The organism is Microbacterium enclense (genome assembly GCA_038182865.1).
Classification (GTDB): Bacteria; Actinomycetota; Actinomycetes; order Actinomycetales; family Microbacteriaceae; genus Microbacterium; species Microbacterium enclense_B.
Window position 1 is genome coordinate 1,051,260 of record CP116226.1, and the last position, 12,518, is coordinate 1,063,777.

The 12,518-nt window shown below is 71.7% G+C and carries 11 protein-coding genes and 1 pseudogene; 5 read left to right on the forward strand and 7 right to left on the reverse strand.

Annotation, left to right across the window (positions count from 1 at the left end; translation table 11 throughout):
* The first annotated feature begins 85 nt into the window (after positions 1–85).
* Both PIR02_04875 and PIR02_04880 read left to right on the forward strand, forming a co-directional pair.
* Positions 86–2,701, forward strand: a complete 2,616-nt coding sequence (locus PIR02_04875) for a DUF4118 domain-containing protein (protein ID WZH38001.1) — start codon at positions 86–88, stop codon at positions 2,699–2,701.
* Positions 2,698–3,370 (forward strand): annotated as a pseudogene (locus PIR02_04880) (response regulator). The gene PIR02_04875 and the pseudogene PIR02_04880 overlap by 4 nt, the downstream one beginning before the upstream one ends.
* A gap of 20 nt (positions 3,371–3,390) precedes the next feature.
* Here PIR02_04880 and PIR02_04885 read toward each other — a convergent pair.
* The 5 genes from PIR02_04885 to PIR02_04905 are packed head-to-tail and all read right to left on the reverse strand — an operon-like array spanning position 3,391 to position 8,623.
* A complete protein-coding gene (locus tag PIR02_04885; GenBank protein WZH38002.1) occupies positions 3,391–4,227 on the reverse strand; it encodes an ATP-binding cassette domain-containing protein in 837 nt (278 codons plus the stop codon).
* The gene (locus PIR02_04890; GenBank protein WZH38003.1) at positions 4,220–5,065 is read right to left on the reverse strand and encodes an ABC transporter ATP-binding protein; all 846 of its coding nucleotides are present in this window, start codon (positions 5,063–5,065) and stop codon (positions 4,220–4,222) included. The genes PIR02_04885 and PIR02_04890 overlap by 8 nt, the downstream gene beginning before the upstream one ends.
* Positions 5,062–5,973, reverse strand: coding sequence for an ABC transporter permease (locus PIR02_04895; GenBank protein WZH38004.1), 912 nt, complete (start codon positions 5,971–5,973; stop codon positions 5,062–5,064). The genes PIR02_04890 and PIR02_04895 overlap by 4 nt, the downstream gene beginning before the upstream one ends.
* The gene (locus tag PIR02_04900; protein WZH38005.1) at positions 5,970–7,025 is read right to left on the reverse strand and encodes an ABC transporter permease; all 1,056 of its coding nucleotides are present in this window, start codon (positions 7,023–7,025) and stop codon (positions 5,970–5,972) included. The genes PIR02_04895 and PIR02_04900 overlap by 4 nt, the downstream gene beginning before the upstream one ends.
* 11 nt (positions 7,026–7,036) lie before the next feature.
* Positions 7,037–8,623 carry an ABC transporter substrate-binding protein gene (locus PIR02_04905; protein WZH38006.1) on the reverse strand — a complete coding sequence of 529 codons (1,587 nt, stop codon included), beginning with the start codon at positions 8,621–8,623 and terminating at the stop codon, positions 7,037–7,039.
* 148 nt (positions 8,624–8,771) lie between these two features.
* Here PIR02_04905 and PIR02_04910 point away from each other — a divergent pair, with 148 nt between their 5' ends.
* Positions 8,772–9,362 (forward strand): Lrp/AsnC family transcriptional regulator, encoded by a 591-nt coding sequence (locus PIR02_04910; protein WZH38007.1) that lies wholly within the window; start codon positions 8,772–8,774, stop codon positions 9,360–9,362.
* Between the two features lie 49 nt (positions 9,363–9,411).
* On the opposite strand, the gene PIR02_04915 is transcribed toward PIR02_04910, so the two are convergent.
* Together PIR02_04915 and PIR02_04920 are read right to left on the reverse strand one after the other, a co-directional pair.
* Complete coding sequence (locus tag PIR02_04915; protein ID WZH38008.1) at positions 9,412–9,768, reverse strand: hypothetical protein; 357 nt, start codon at positions 9,766–9,768, stop codon at positions 9,412–9,414.
* A 130-nt stretch (positions 9,769–9,898) separates the two neighbouring features.
* The gene (locus tag PIR02_04920) at positions 9,899–10,375 is read right to left on the reverse strand and encodes a hypothetical protein (GenBank protein WZH38009.1); all 477 of its coding nucleotides are present in this window, start codon (positions 10,373–10,375) and stop codon (positions 9,899–9,901) included.
* A 437-nt stretch (positions 10,376–10,812) separates the two neighbouring features.
* Between PIR02_04920 and PIR02_04925 the strand changes: the two genes are divergently transcribed.
* Together PIR02_04925 and PIR02_04930 are read left to right on the forward strand one after the other, a co-directional pair.
* Complete coding sequence (locus PIR02_04925) at positions 10,813–12,054, forward strand: SufS family cysteine desulfurase (GenBank protein WZH38010.1); 1,242 nt, start codon at positions 10,813–10,815, stop codon at positions 12,052–12,054.
* Positions 12,051–12,506, forward strand: coding sequence for an SUF system NifU family Fe-S cluster assembly protein (locus PIR02_04930; GenBank protein WZH38011.1), 456 nt, complete (start codon positions 12,051–12,053; stop codon positions 12,504–12,506). Before PIR02_04925 ends, PIR02_04930 begins: the two co-directional genes overlap by 4 nt.
* Positions 12,507–12,518: the final 12 nt, after the last annotated feature.

Here is a 12,518-nt window from a genome sequence, read left to right on the forward strand (position 1 = left end):
TCGCGCTCCCCGCGCGGCGGCGGCGTCACGCGCGAGTCACGGGCCCGTCGACGAGCTCAGGGGCCCGGGGCGCGGGAGGGCGGCCGTGAAGCGCGGCACGCTGCGCGTGCTGCTCGGCATGGCGCCGGGCGTGGGCAAGACGTACGAGATGCTCGAAGAGGGCCGTCGCCTCCGTGACGAGGGCCGCGATGTCGTCATCGCCGTCGTCGAGACACACGGTCGTGCCGCCACCGCCGCCCAGGCCGACGGCCTCGAGGTCGTCGCGCGTCGCACCGTCGCCCATCGCGGAGTCGCCCTGGAGGAGATGGACCTGGACGCCGTGCTCGAACGGCATCCGCGAATCGCCCTCGTCGACGAGCTCGCGCACACCAACGCCCCCGGCTCACGCAACGACAAGCGCTGGATCGACGTCGACGAGCTGCTCGACGCCGGGATCGACGTCATCACGACGGTCAACGTGCAGCACATCGCCTCACTGAACGATGTCGTCGAGAAGATCACCGGGGTCGTGCAGCGCGAGACGGTTCCGGATGCCGTCGTCCGCGCCGCCGACCAGATCGAGGTCGTCGACCTGGCACCGCAGTCGCTGCGCGACCGGCTCGCGGCGGGCTCGGTGTACCCCGCGGAGCGCATCGACGCGGCCCTGTCGAACTACTTCCGCCTCGGCAATCTCACGGCGCTGCGCGAGCTCGCGCTGCTGTGGCTCGCCGACGAGGTCGACTCCGCCCTGCAGCGCTACCGCGTCGAACAGGGAATCGAGGGGTCGTGGCAGGCCCGTGAGCGCGTGGTGGTCGCGCTGACCGGCGGCCCGGAGGGAGAGACGCTCCTCCGCCGCGGCGCGCGTATCGCCGCGCGCTCGGCCGGCGGCGAACTGCTCGCGGTGCACGTGTCGAGCCAGGACGGCCTGCGCGCGAGCACGCCCGGCGCCCTCGACCAGCAGCGCGCACTCGTCGAGCAGCTCGGCGGCACGTACCACCAGGTCATCGGCGACGACGTGGCCACGGCACTCGTCGACTTCGCCCGCTCGGTCAACGCCTCGCAGCTCGTGATCGGCGTCAGCCGGCGCGGTCGCCTCGGCGCCGCCCTGACCGGGCCCGGCATCGGCAACACCGTCATCCGCGCCTCCGGCGACATCGACGTGCACATCGTCAACCACGCGCGCGCCGGCGGCCGGTTCGCCCTCCCCCGCCTCTCCGGGCCCGCGCTGAGCGCGAAGCGGCGCATCCTCGGCTTCGTCACGGCGCTCGTGGGCGGCCCCCTCATCTCGCTGCTCCTGCTGGCCACCGGCTCCGACGACTCGATCACCACCGACGTCCTCTCCTACCAGCTGCTCGTCGTGGTCGTCGCGCTGATCGGCGGCATCTGGCCGGCGGTGTTCGCGGCCGTGCTGTCGGGGGTCACCCTCGACTTCCTGTTCATCGCGCCGCTGTACACCGTGACGATCAGCGACCCCGTCCACGCGATCGCGCTCGTGCTCTACGTCGTGATCGCGATGCTCGTGAGCATCGTCGTCGACCAGGCCGCACGCCGTGCCCGCGCCGCCCGCCGCGCGGCCGCCGAAGCCGAGCTGCTCGCGACCGTGGCCGGCAGCGTGCTGCGCGGGGAGAGTGCTGTGCCCGCGCTCGTCAGCCGCGCACGCGAAGCCTTCGGCCTCTCCGGGGTGCGCCTGCTCGCCGCCGATGGTCGCGTGCTCGCCACCGACGGGGAGCCCGTCCGCGACGATCGGCGCACCACGATGCCGGTCGGCGACGGCCGCGCGACCCTCGAACTTCACGGCGGAGACCTGGATGCCGGCGGCCGCCGCCTCCTCGATGTCGTCGTCGCTCAGCTCGCCGCCGCCCTCGAACGCGCCGATCTCGCCGAGACCGCCGCCGAGGCGGGGGCACTGGCGGAGACCGACCAGGTGCGCAGCGCCCTGCTCTCGGCCGTCAGCCATGACCTTCGGCGCCCCCTGGCATCCGCCGTCGCCGCCCTCGGAGGACTCCGCGCCGCCGGCGACAACCTGTCGGACGACGATCGCCGAGAACTGCTCGAAACGGCGGACGAGAGCCTCGCGACCCTCTCGGTACTCGTCACAGACCTTCTCGACGTCAGCCGGGTACAGGCGGGGGTCCTCGCCGTGTCGCTCGCGCCCGTCGACGCCGCCGACGTCGTGATCGCGGCCCTCGACGAGCTGGGCCTCGGCCCCGACGAGGTGGAGCTCGCGCTCGATCCCGACCTGCCGTCTTTGCGCGCCGACGGCGTGCTGCTGCAGCGCGTGCTCGTCAACGTCCTCGCCAACGCCCAGCGCTACACGCCCGCCGGCGGACGCGCGCGGATCGCGACGAGCCGTCTCGGCGGCATCGCCGAGATCCGCGTGATCGACCACGGACCGGGCATCGCCGCGGAGCGCCGCGACGACATGTTCTCGCCGTTCCAGCGCCTCGGCGACACCGACAACACCGCGGGCCTCGGCCTCGGCCTCGCGCTCTCCCGCGGCTTCGCCGAGGGGATGGGCGGAACCCTGACCCCCGAGGACACCCCCGGGGGCGGTCTGACGATGGTGGTGGCGCTGCCGATCGCCGACGCCACCACCGACGCCACCGCGGGCTCCCGCTCGAGCAGCGCCGCGGATGTGGCATCCGGGATCAGGGTGCCCCGCGCCCCGCGCGAACCGGACGCCCGGCCCGCGGCATCCGCTCCTCGAAAGGACGCCCCGTGAAGATCCTGATCGCCGACGACGACCCGCAGCTGGTCCGGGCGTTGCGCATCACGCTCGCCGCCCACGGCTACGACGTCGTGGCCGCGGCCGACGGGGCGGCTGCGATCACGCTGGCCGCGCACGCTCACCCCGACATCGTGCTGTTGGATCTCGGGATGCCGCACCTCGACGGCGTGCAGGTGATCCAGGCGCTGCGCGGGTGGACGAGTGCTCCGATCATCGTGGTCTCGGGGCGCACGGGCTCGGCCGACAAGGTCGACGCGCTCGATGCGGGCGCTGACGACTACGTCACTAAGCCGTTCCAGATCGACGAGCTGCTCGCCCGACTGCGCGTGCACGCGCGTCGCACCGCCCCCCTCGCCCGGGGAGTCGGTCGTGCGCTTCGGGTCCGTCGAGGTCGACCTGGCCGCCAAGGCGGTGCTGCGCGACGGTGCCCGCGTGCACCTCACGCCGACCGAATGGCGGATGCTGGAGTTCCTGGCCCGAAACCCCGGCTCACTCGTCACACGGCAGACCCTGCTGAAGGAGATCTGGGCGAGCGAGCAGGTCGCCGACAGCGGGTACCTCCGGCTCTACATGTCGCAACTGCGCAAGAAGCTCGAGGCCGACCCGTCGGCGCCCGTGCACCTGCTCACCGAGCAGGGCATGGGGTACCGACTGGTGGTGTGACGACGGACGTCCGGGAACCGCTAGTTGAGCACCGGCGGGACCTCGGCCCACACCGCCCGGTCGGCGGTCGTGGGAGCGGCAGGGATGCGCCCCTCCCCATCGGGCTCGGGGATCGCGGCCAGCAGCGCCCGCGTGTACGGATGCTGCGGAGCCGCCCACAGGTCGGCCGTGCTCCCCGACTCGAGCACGCGCCCGCCGAACATCACGAACGTGCGGTCGGCGATGCGTCGCACGACGGCGAGGTCATGCGAGATGAACAGCATGCCCGCGCCGGCTTCGGCGACGAGATCGCGCATCAGCGCGGCGACACTCGTCTGCGTCGAGGCGTCGAGGGCCGAGATCGGCTCGTCGGCCACGAGCAGCGACGGCCGGGCCGCCAGAGCCCGGGCGATCGCGAGGCGCTGCTTCTGTCCACCCGAGAACTGGTGGGGGAAGCGGGTCGCGACGCTCGCGGGCAATCCGACGCGCTCGAGCCACTCCCCGACCGTCGATCCTGCCGCTCCGCGAGCCCGAGCCGTCGCGATGCCGTCGGCGATCTGCGTCCCCACCCGGCGGCGAGGGTTGAGCGAGGTCGACGGGTCCTGGAAGACCATCTGGATGCTGGTGAGGTCGGTCCGACGACGACGCAGCCCGAGCGGCGTGACCGGGACGCCCTGGAACAGCACGGAGCCGGCCGCCGTCCTCTCGATGCCGACGACGGCGCGCGCGAAGCTCGACTTGCCGCTGCCCGACTCCCCGACCAGCGCCACGGTCTCGCCGGGGGCGACACGCAGCGAGACATCGTCGACGGCCACCACGGGTGGGGTGCCGGGGTAGCGCACGACCACCCCCCGCGCGTCGAGGACTGCGTCACTCATCGAATCCGCCCTCCGTCGTGGCATCCGCTCTCGTCTCCGCGTCGGCGAGGGGAGTGGCATCCGGGGCCTCGATCCTCGACCCGGGAAGCGCGGCGAGCAGCGAGCGCGTGTAGGCGTGCTGCGGGTCGCGGAAGAGGGTCTCGCGGTCGGCGCGCTCGACGATGAGGCCGTCCTTCATGACGGCGACGTCGTCGGCGATCGCGCTCATGACGCCGAGGTCGTGGGTGACCAGCAGCACCGCGAGGCGACGCTCGGTCGCCAGATCGCGCAACAGCTGCAGGATGCCGGCCTGGACCGTGACGTCGAGGGCGGTCGTCGGCTCGTCGGCGAGCAGCACCTCGGGGTCGCACGCCAGGGCGCACGCGATGGCGATGCGCTGGCGCTGGCCGCCGGAGAACTGGTGCGGGTAGCGGCTCAGCGCGTCCGCCGGGCGCGGGACCTGCACGGTCTCGAGCAGTTCCTCGGCGCGCGCTCGGGCGGCGGCCCCCTTCAGGCCGAGGTGCACGCGCAGGTGATCGGTGAGCTGGCGGCCGATGGGCAGCTGCGGATGCAGCGACGCGGAGGGGTCTTGGAAGACCATCGCGATCCGCGCCCCGCGGATGCGGTTCATCGCTCGCCGGTCCAGCCCGAGGATCTCTTCGTCGCCGAGAAGGACCGAACCGCCCGTCCGCGCCTGTCGCGGCAGGAGCCCGAGCACGGCCAGCGACGTCAGGGTCTTGCCCGAACCGGATTCCCCGGCGAGGCCCTGGATGCGGCCGGGCTGCAGGTCGATCGAGACACCCCGCACCAGCGGACGGCCGATGTCGATCGTGAGGTCGCGGATGGACAGAGCGCTCATGCGGGCACCCCCGTGGCCGACGCCTGGTGCTCCGCTTGCCGCTCGTGCGTGATCTCGGCTGTCGGGTCGAGCACGTCGCGCATGGCGTCACCCAGGAAGTTGAACGCGAGCACGACCGTGAGGATCGCGAGGCCGGGGAAGATGCCCAGCCACCACGCGTCGAAGTTCTGCATCGCTCCCGAGATCATGGAGCCCCATTCGGCGGTCGGCGGCTGCGCCCCGAGGCCCAGGAACGACAGTCCCGACAGCAGCAGGATGGCCGCGCCGATGTCGAGGGTCGCGAGCACCAGGACGGGGCCCGCGATGTTCGGCAGGATGTCGACGAAGAGCGTCCGCAGCGGCGAGTGACCCAGGAGACGTCCGGCGATCACGTAGTTCTGCCCGCGCAGACCGAGCACGATGCTGCGGGTGACGCGCGAGTACTGCGGCCATGACACCACGATCGCGGCGATCACGGCGTTGAACAGCGAGGGGCCGAGAGAGGCCGCGACCACCATCGCCAGGATCACGGTGGGGAACGCCATGAACAGGTCGGTGATGCGCATGAGGGTCTCGTCGACCCACCCGCCGAAGTAGCCGGCCACGGCACCGATGGTCGTCCCGATGATCAGCGCCGCGAGCACGAGCGTCAGAGCGAGCGGCAGACTCACGGTCGCACCCGTCATCAGCCGCGAGAACATGTCGCGACCGTTGCCGTCGGTACCGAGCAGCGTGTCGACGCCGGGCGGCTGGAGGCGCGGCAGCACCTGGGCGTCGGGCCCGAAGGGCACCCACCACTGCGCGGTGAAGGCCACGATCACCCACGCGCCGGCGATCACGGTTCCGATGATGCCCAGGGGAGTGCGCCACGCGCGGGGCCACCGCAGGCGGAAGCGTCCGCGGCCCGATACGGCGGCGAGGCGGCTCATGCGATCCTCACTCTCGGGTCGAGCACGCCGTAGAGCATGTCGACGACGAAGTTGATGAGCAGGTAGATGACGCCGACGACCAGACCCACGCCCATGATCCCGGGCAGGTCGAGGTTGGCGGCGGAGTTGTAGGCATACGTGCCGAGTCCCGGCCACGCGAACACCGACTCGACGAGAACGGTGCCCGACAGCAGCGCTCCGAACGCGACACCGACGACCGTGAGGATCGGAAGCGACGCACCCCGCAGCACGTAGTCGAGGATGATGCGCATCGCCGGAAGCCCCTTGGCGCGGGCGGCCCGCACGTAATCGCTGCCCAGCACCTCGAGCACCGACGTGCGGATGAAGCGCGTGAGCAGGCCGATGGTCACGAGCGAGAGCACGAGCACCGGCAGGGCGAGATGGGTGAGGGCGTCCATGTAGCCGACGCCGTCGCCGTTCAGGAGGTAGTCGACGGTGTAGAGGCCGGTCACGCGCGGGGGCGGGGTGATCGACGGCGAGATGCGTCCGGAACCGGGCGCGATGCGCAGCTGGAGGAAGAAGAAGTAGAAGCTGACGAGGGCGAGCCAGAACGTGGGCACGCTCAGACCGACGAGCGTGACCACGCGGATGACCTGGTCGGACACCAGCCCGCGGCGGTACGCCGCGAGCGTGCCGAGCACGATGCTGACGGCGAGGCTCAGCACGATCGCGCCGATCGCGATCTCGATCGTCGCGGGCACCGCGGTGGCCAGGTCGCTGGCGACCGGGCGACCGGTCACCAGCGACGTGCCGAGGTCGCCGCGCAGCAGGTTCCCCATGTAGATGAAGTACTGCACGAACAGCGGTTGATCCAGGCCCTGCTCCCGGATGAACGCCTCGCGAGTCACCGGGTTCTGCGACGCGCCCTCACCCAGGGCGGCCGAGACGGGGTCGCCGGGCACGAGGTTGGTGAGCAGGAACGTGACGATCGTCACGCCCACCAGCAGCAGCAGGGAGGTCCCCGCCCGCCGCAGGAGGTACCCCGCGAGGGGCGATCGGCGCCGTGGCGTCCGCTCCTTCACCGTCGTCATCGAGACCTCGATCAGCCGGCCGGGGCGATCTCGGCGATGTCCATCTCCCAGACCGAGTTGTACACGGCGCCGGAGACCGACGCGGCCGTCGCGATGTTGCGACCGGGCACGATCAGCGGAACGAACGGGCCCTCGGCCTGCAGCTTCTCGGCGAAGTCCGTGAAGGTCGCGGTACGGACGTCGGTGTCGGTCGCCGATGCGGCGTCCGCGGCGATCTGAGCGATCTCGGGGTTGGCCTCGGCGGTCCACCCGGCGCGCAGACCGACCTTCAGGCCGGGAGCGAAGGGCAGGAAGTTGGCCGAGTCGGCGTAGTCGGGTCCCCAGAACCACAGTCCGAAGCCCTCGGTGCCGTTGACGTACGAGTCGAGCTCGGTCGCGAACGGTGCCGGAGCGAGTTCGACCGCGATGCCGGCATCCTTCAGCTGCGCCTGAATGCGCTCGGCGAGCGGGGTGAACTCGACCCCGCCGACGGGGTAGTCGTTCGGGAACTGCAGCCGCAGCGTCTGACCGGTGTAGCCCGCGGCGGCGAGCGCCGCCTTGGCCTTGTCGAGGTCCTGACCGGCACCCGTGGCGAGCGCACCCTCGAACCCGGGCGGGATGACACCCGTCGCCTGCTGCGCGCCGGCACCGGCCAGCTCCAGCAGGGCGTCGTAGTCGAGCGCGTAGCGGATGGCCTCGGCGATCTTCACGTTCGCGAGGTCGCCGCTGACGGCGGGCGACTGGTTCAGCAGCAGGAAGATGGTCTGGCCCGAGGGGACCGACTCGACCTTCAGCCCGTCGCCGAGGCCCGAGACCTGGTCGCCGTTCAGGTCCATCGCGACCATCGAGTCGCCGCCCTTGAGGTTGGCCAGCTGCGTCGCGCTCTCGGTGACGTTGCGGACGACCACGCGGCCGTACGCCGACTTCTCGTCGCCGTTGTAGGCGTCGTTGCGCGAAAGCACGACCTGCGAGGAGAGGTCGAGCGTGTCGAGCACGAACGGTCCGGACCCGGCCGATTCCCCGTCGAGGAAGCCCTGGGCCGAGTCGGAACCGTCGACACTGCCGCCGTGCTCGGTGACGACGTCGGAGTTGACGATGCCGAGGGCGGGGTTCGCGAGGATCGCCGGCAGCTGCAGGAGCGGGGTCGGGGAGGTGATCGAGATCGTCTTGTCGTCGACCTCGGCGATGGTCAGGCCCCCGAGGAGGAAGTTGGGCTTGGCATCGGCCATGCCCTGGATGCGCTGGAGGCTGAAGACGACGTCCTTCGCCTCGATGGGGCTGCCGTCCGAGAAGACGCGGTCTCCCTCGAGCGTGAAGGTGAACTCGGTGGCCGCGTCGTTCTGCTTCCAGGACGCCAGGCCCGGGACGGGGGTCGAGACGTCGGAGCCGTCGAAGTCGACGAGCGTCTCGTACAGGGCCTTCGCGACCATGTTCCCGGTGGGGTCGTAGGTGTGACCCGGGTCGGCGGTCTCGATCGAGAACGCGGTGTCGATGACCAGCGACTCCGAGCCCTGGGCGGAGGAACCGCCGTTGGCGGAGTTGCCTCCGGTACACCCGGTGAGCGCGAGGAGCGCGGCAGCGCCGAGGGCGAGGACCGACGTGGTGCGACGTGACGACATGGGAGCCTCCGGAGGCGAGGAGTACATTCGGGTTCGGTCGATGCGGAAGTAGACGACCGGGATTAGATTCGCACCCTATTCGACGATGTGTCCAGCCAGAACGTGCCAGCCTCGCGGTCTGTCCACCGAACCCTCGCCTTGGAGCAAAATGTCCAGCAAAGACGCGGAACCGACGAACAATTCTGGACGAAGTGCCGCCCCCTTGGACGATACGGCGTACAAAATCCTCGCCGTGCTGCGTGATAACGGTCGTATCTCGATCGCCGCCCTCGCCGAGCGCGTCGGCATCTCGCGCGCCAACGCCTACACGCGCGTCGAGTCCCTGGTGCACGACGGCGTCATCACGGGCTTCAGCGCGCAGGTCGACCACGCGCAGGCGGGACTGTCGATCGGCGCTCTCGTCTTCGTGACGGTGCTCCCGCAGGCGTGGGCGTCGTTCCGTGAGCGTGTCGTCGAGATGCCCGATGTCGAGTGGTGCGCCGTCACGACCGGGGAGCACGACGCGATGCTGCTCATCCGCGCCGTCGACGTCAGCGGCGTGCACGAGTTCTCCACCGGCGTGATCGCCCAGCTCCCGGAGGTGCGCACGGTCGTCAGCGTCGTGGTGCTCGACGAGGTTGTGCGTCGCCCCTACCTGCTGCCGGCCGATCTTCCCGACCGCACGGCGACCAGCACCCTGCTCGGCATGACACGGTGGACCCCGGCGACGCCGGGCCGCGACACCCTCCCGCCGCGCTGATCTCCCGCGCCGCTCTCCTGCCTCCGCCGACCGACGGGCCCGCGTGAGGTCAGGCCGGGATCTCCTCGCACACGCTCAGCTGCGGCTCGCCGTGCATCTCGTAGTGCTCGACGAGGCGGATGCGGCCCCCCTCGATCAGTTCGAGCTCGCTCTCTCCGTCGCCGGTCACGACGGTGCCGTCGGCGACCAGCACGTGCACGAACGACACCCAGATCGTGTCGGCCGAGCGCGTTCCGACGAACTTGCCGAAGGTGACCGTGTCTCCTTCGTAGCCGCCCCAGATCGCGCCGTCGCGCTCGAAGTACTCGAACACGCTCGGGGCGTCCGGATCGACGGCGGATGTCGTCGATGACACCATCCGGAATCGGCGGCCGTCGAGGGAGGGGATCGTGGCGGTGGCGCTCATCCGTCGATTATGGGGGACGCCGGAGCCGCCTCCGATCGAGGGTCTCCCCCGATCCCCTCTCCCGACGCCGCGTCGAACTCCGCCTGCACGCGAGCGCATCGGCATGCGAAGACGATCGAGTGCAGCAGCATCAGCGCACCTCGCCGACGGTGTGGCATCCGGGGCACGGGAAGGCGACGCGGTCGCCCGGGTGCAGGTCGCTCGGGAGCACGGCGGTTCCGCACGCACCGGACCCGTGCGCGTCGATCACCGCGAACGGCTTGTCGTAGGCGCGCGAGATCCGGCCGATCAACCGCGCCTCGCTCCAGGTGACGTCGAGTCCCGCAACGCCCGCGTCCAGGTGCACGGTGGCGCCGGTGGCATCCATCACCGTCGCCACCACCACGGTCGTCTGCAGGATGGCGGATGCCGCCCCGCCCGACGCCGGGATCACGGCGGGCCCCGTGCACACGCAGGGTGTGCCGCAGATGTCGGCGTAGCGGCCCACCGACATCGCACGCACGGTGACGTCGTCGAGGGTGGGGGCGGAGCCGGCCGGCCAGGCCGCCGCGTCGAACGGCGCCGGGATGCTGGAGCGCAGGGTGGGGAGCAGGGCCGTGAGGGTCATGGCATCCGGTCTACGCCGCAGGATGGGCCGCTCCCGCGGTCCTCACGACTTCCATGCGCGCCCCCGCGAGAAGCTCACGACGCGCCCGCGGGCGAAACTCCTGAGTTTCTTCGTCGGGGCGGCGGAGTCGGGGCCGTGGGGGAGGCACCGCACCCGATTTTCAGGAGTTCGGCCCGCCCCGCCCGGCCCCCGCGCGGCCGCGCCGCACAGTGCCGCGCTCCGGATGCATGGCCGTCCACCCCGGGTTGTGCCCGCCCATGGGCCTCTGCGGCCCCGACGATCCGGAGCGCGGCACGCACCCCGGCCCGCCCGGCGGTCCCGTTCCCCCGGAGCGCGGCACGCCCCCGCCGCGCCTGGCGTCCGGAGCCGCGCCCCACGCCGGGCCGGCAGCCCCGCCCACCCGCCGCCACCCACCCCACTCCGCGTAGCCTGGAGGGGTGACCCTCTCCTTCGACGTCGACGCCGTGCGCGACGACTTCCCGATCCTCGAGACCGAGGTCGACGGCCACCCCCTCGTCTACCTCGACTCCGGCGCGACGAGCCAGAAGCCGCGCGCCGTGCTCGACGCTGAGCGCGCCTTCCTCGAGCGCGCGAATTCCGCCGTGCACCGCGGTGCCCACACGCTCGCCGCCGAGGCCACCGAGCTGTTCGAAGACGCCCGCGCCACGGTCGCGGACTTCGTGGGGGCGGAGCCCGAGCACCTCGTCTGGACGAGCGGCGCGACCGCCGGCCTCAACCTCGTCGCCGGTTCGCTGGGGTATGCCGGGCGCCTGCGCGACGGCGACGAGATCGTCGTCACCGAGGCGGAGCACCACGCGAACCTCATCCCGTGGCAAGAGCTCGCCGCCCGCACGGGTGCACGCCTCCGGCACATCCCGGTGTTCGACGACGGCCGACTCGACATGTCTGTCGCCGCGGAGATCATCGGCGAGCGCACGAGGGTCGTGGCCTTCCCGCACGTCTCGAACGTGCTCGGCATCGTGAACCCCGTCGCCGAGCTGGTCGCCCTCGCCCGCGAGGCCGGTGCCCTCACGGTGCTGGACGCGTGCCAGTCCGCGCCGCACCTGGCCCTCGACCTCCCCGAGACGGGGGTCGACCTCGCCGTCTTCTCGGGCCACAAGGTCTACGGACCGTACGGCATCGGCGCCCTGTGGGGGCGCGACGAGGTGCTCGAGTCGCTGCCGCCGTTCACGATGGGCGGGTCGATGATCACCACCGTGACCCTCGACAAGGCGGAGTACCTCCCGCCGCCGCAGCGCTTCGAGCCCGGCACGCAGCCGGTGTCGCAGGCCGTCGGTCTCGCCGCCGCGGTCCGCTGGCTCGGCGAGCACGATCTCGCCGCCGCGCACGCGCACGAGGCTGCACTCGAGAAGCGCATGCGCGACGGGCTGCGATCGATCCCCGGGGTCCGCCTGCTCGGAGACACGGATGCCGCCGAGCGCGTCGCCCTCCAGGCGTTCGCCGTCGACGGGGTTCACGCGCACGACGTGGGGCAGTTCCTCGACTCCCGCGGTGTCGCCGCGCGCGTCGGCCACCACTGCGCGCAGCCGCTGCACCGTCGGTTCGGCCTGACGGCATCCGTCCGAGCGAGCGCCGCGATCCACACGACCGAGGCCGAGATCGACACGTTCCTCGACGCGGTCTCGGGCGTCCGCGGGTTCTTCGGGGTCGGCGCATGAGCGGCCTCGAATCGCTGTACCAGGAGCTCATCCTCGATCACGCGAAGAACCGTCGCGGCTTCGGGCTCGCCGAGCCGGGCCCGCACAGCGCGACCGTGCACCAGCGCAACCCCGTCTGCGGCGACGAGATCACGCTGCGCGTCGACGTCGACGGCGACCGCGTGGCGTCCGTCACCTGGGAAGGAGCGGGCTGCTCGATCTCGCAGGCCTCGGCGTCGATGCTCGTCGCTCTCCTGCAGGAAGACGGCGGAGACGACGGGATGCCACGCGACGACGCCGAGGCGCTGATCGCGGGGTTCCGCGAAGCCCTCCGCTCGCGCGGCAAGGTGCCCCTCGACGAGGAGACCTTCGCCGACGCGGCCGCTCTGTCGGGCGTCTCGAAGTACACGGCCCGGGTCAAGTGCGCGATGCTCGCGTGGGTCGCGCTCGAAGAAGGCCTACGGCAGGCCTGAGGGCGCGGCATC

What these genes read in the sequence shown, in the direction of transcription:
- PIR02_04885 (WZH38002.1), bottom strand. Translation starts at nt 4,227, where the DNA reads ATGAGTGACGCAGTCCTCGACGCGCGGGGGGTGGTCGTGCGCTACCCC.
- PIR02_04890 (WZH38003.1), bottom strand. Translation starts at nt 5,065, where the DNA reads ATGAGCGCTCTGTCCATCCGCGACCTCACGATCGACATCGGCCGTCCG.
- PIR02_04895 (WZH38004.1), bottom strand. Translation starts at nt 5,973, where the DNA reads ATGAGCCGCCTCGCCGCCGTATCGGGCCGCGGACGCTTCCGCCTGCGG.
- PIR02_04900 (WZH38005.1), bottom strand. Translation starts at nt 7,025, where the DNA reads ATGACGACGGTGAAGGAGCGGACGCCACGGCGCCGATCGCCCCTCGCG.
- PIR02_04905 (WZH38006.1), bottom strand. Translation starts at nt 8,623, where the DNA reads ATGTCGTCACGTCGCACCACGTCGGTCCTCGCCCTCGGCGCTGCCGCG.
- PIR02_04910 (WZH38007.1), top strand. Translation starts at nt 8,772, where the DNA reads ATGTCCAGCAAAGACGCGGAACCGACGAACAATTCTGGACGAAGTGCC.
- PIR02_04915 (WZH38008.1), bottom strand. Translation starts at nt 9,768, where the DNA reads ATGAGCGCCACCGCCACGATCCCCTCCCTCGACGGCCGCCGATTCCGG.
- PIR02_04920 (WZH38009.1), bottom strand. Translation starts at nt 10,375, where the DNA reads ATGACCCTCACGGCCCTGCTCCCCACCCTGCGCTCCAGCATCCCGGCG.
- PIR02_04930 (WZH38011.1), top strand. Translation starts at nt 12,051, where the DNA reads ATGAGCGGCCTCGAATCGCTGTACCAGGAGCTCATCCTCGATCACGCG.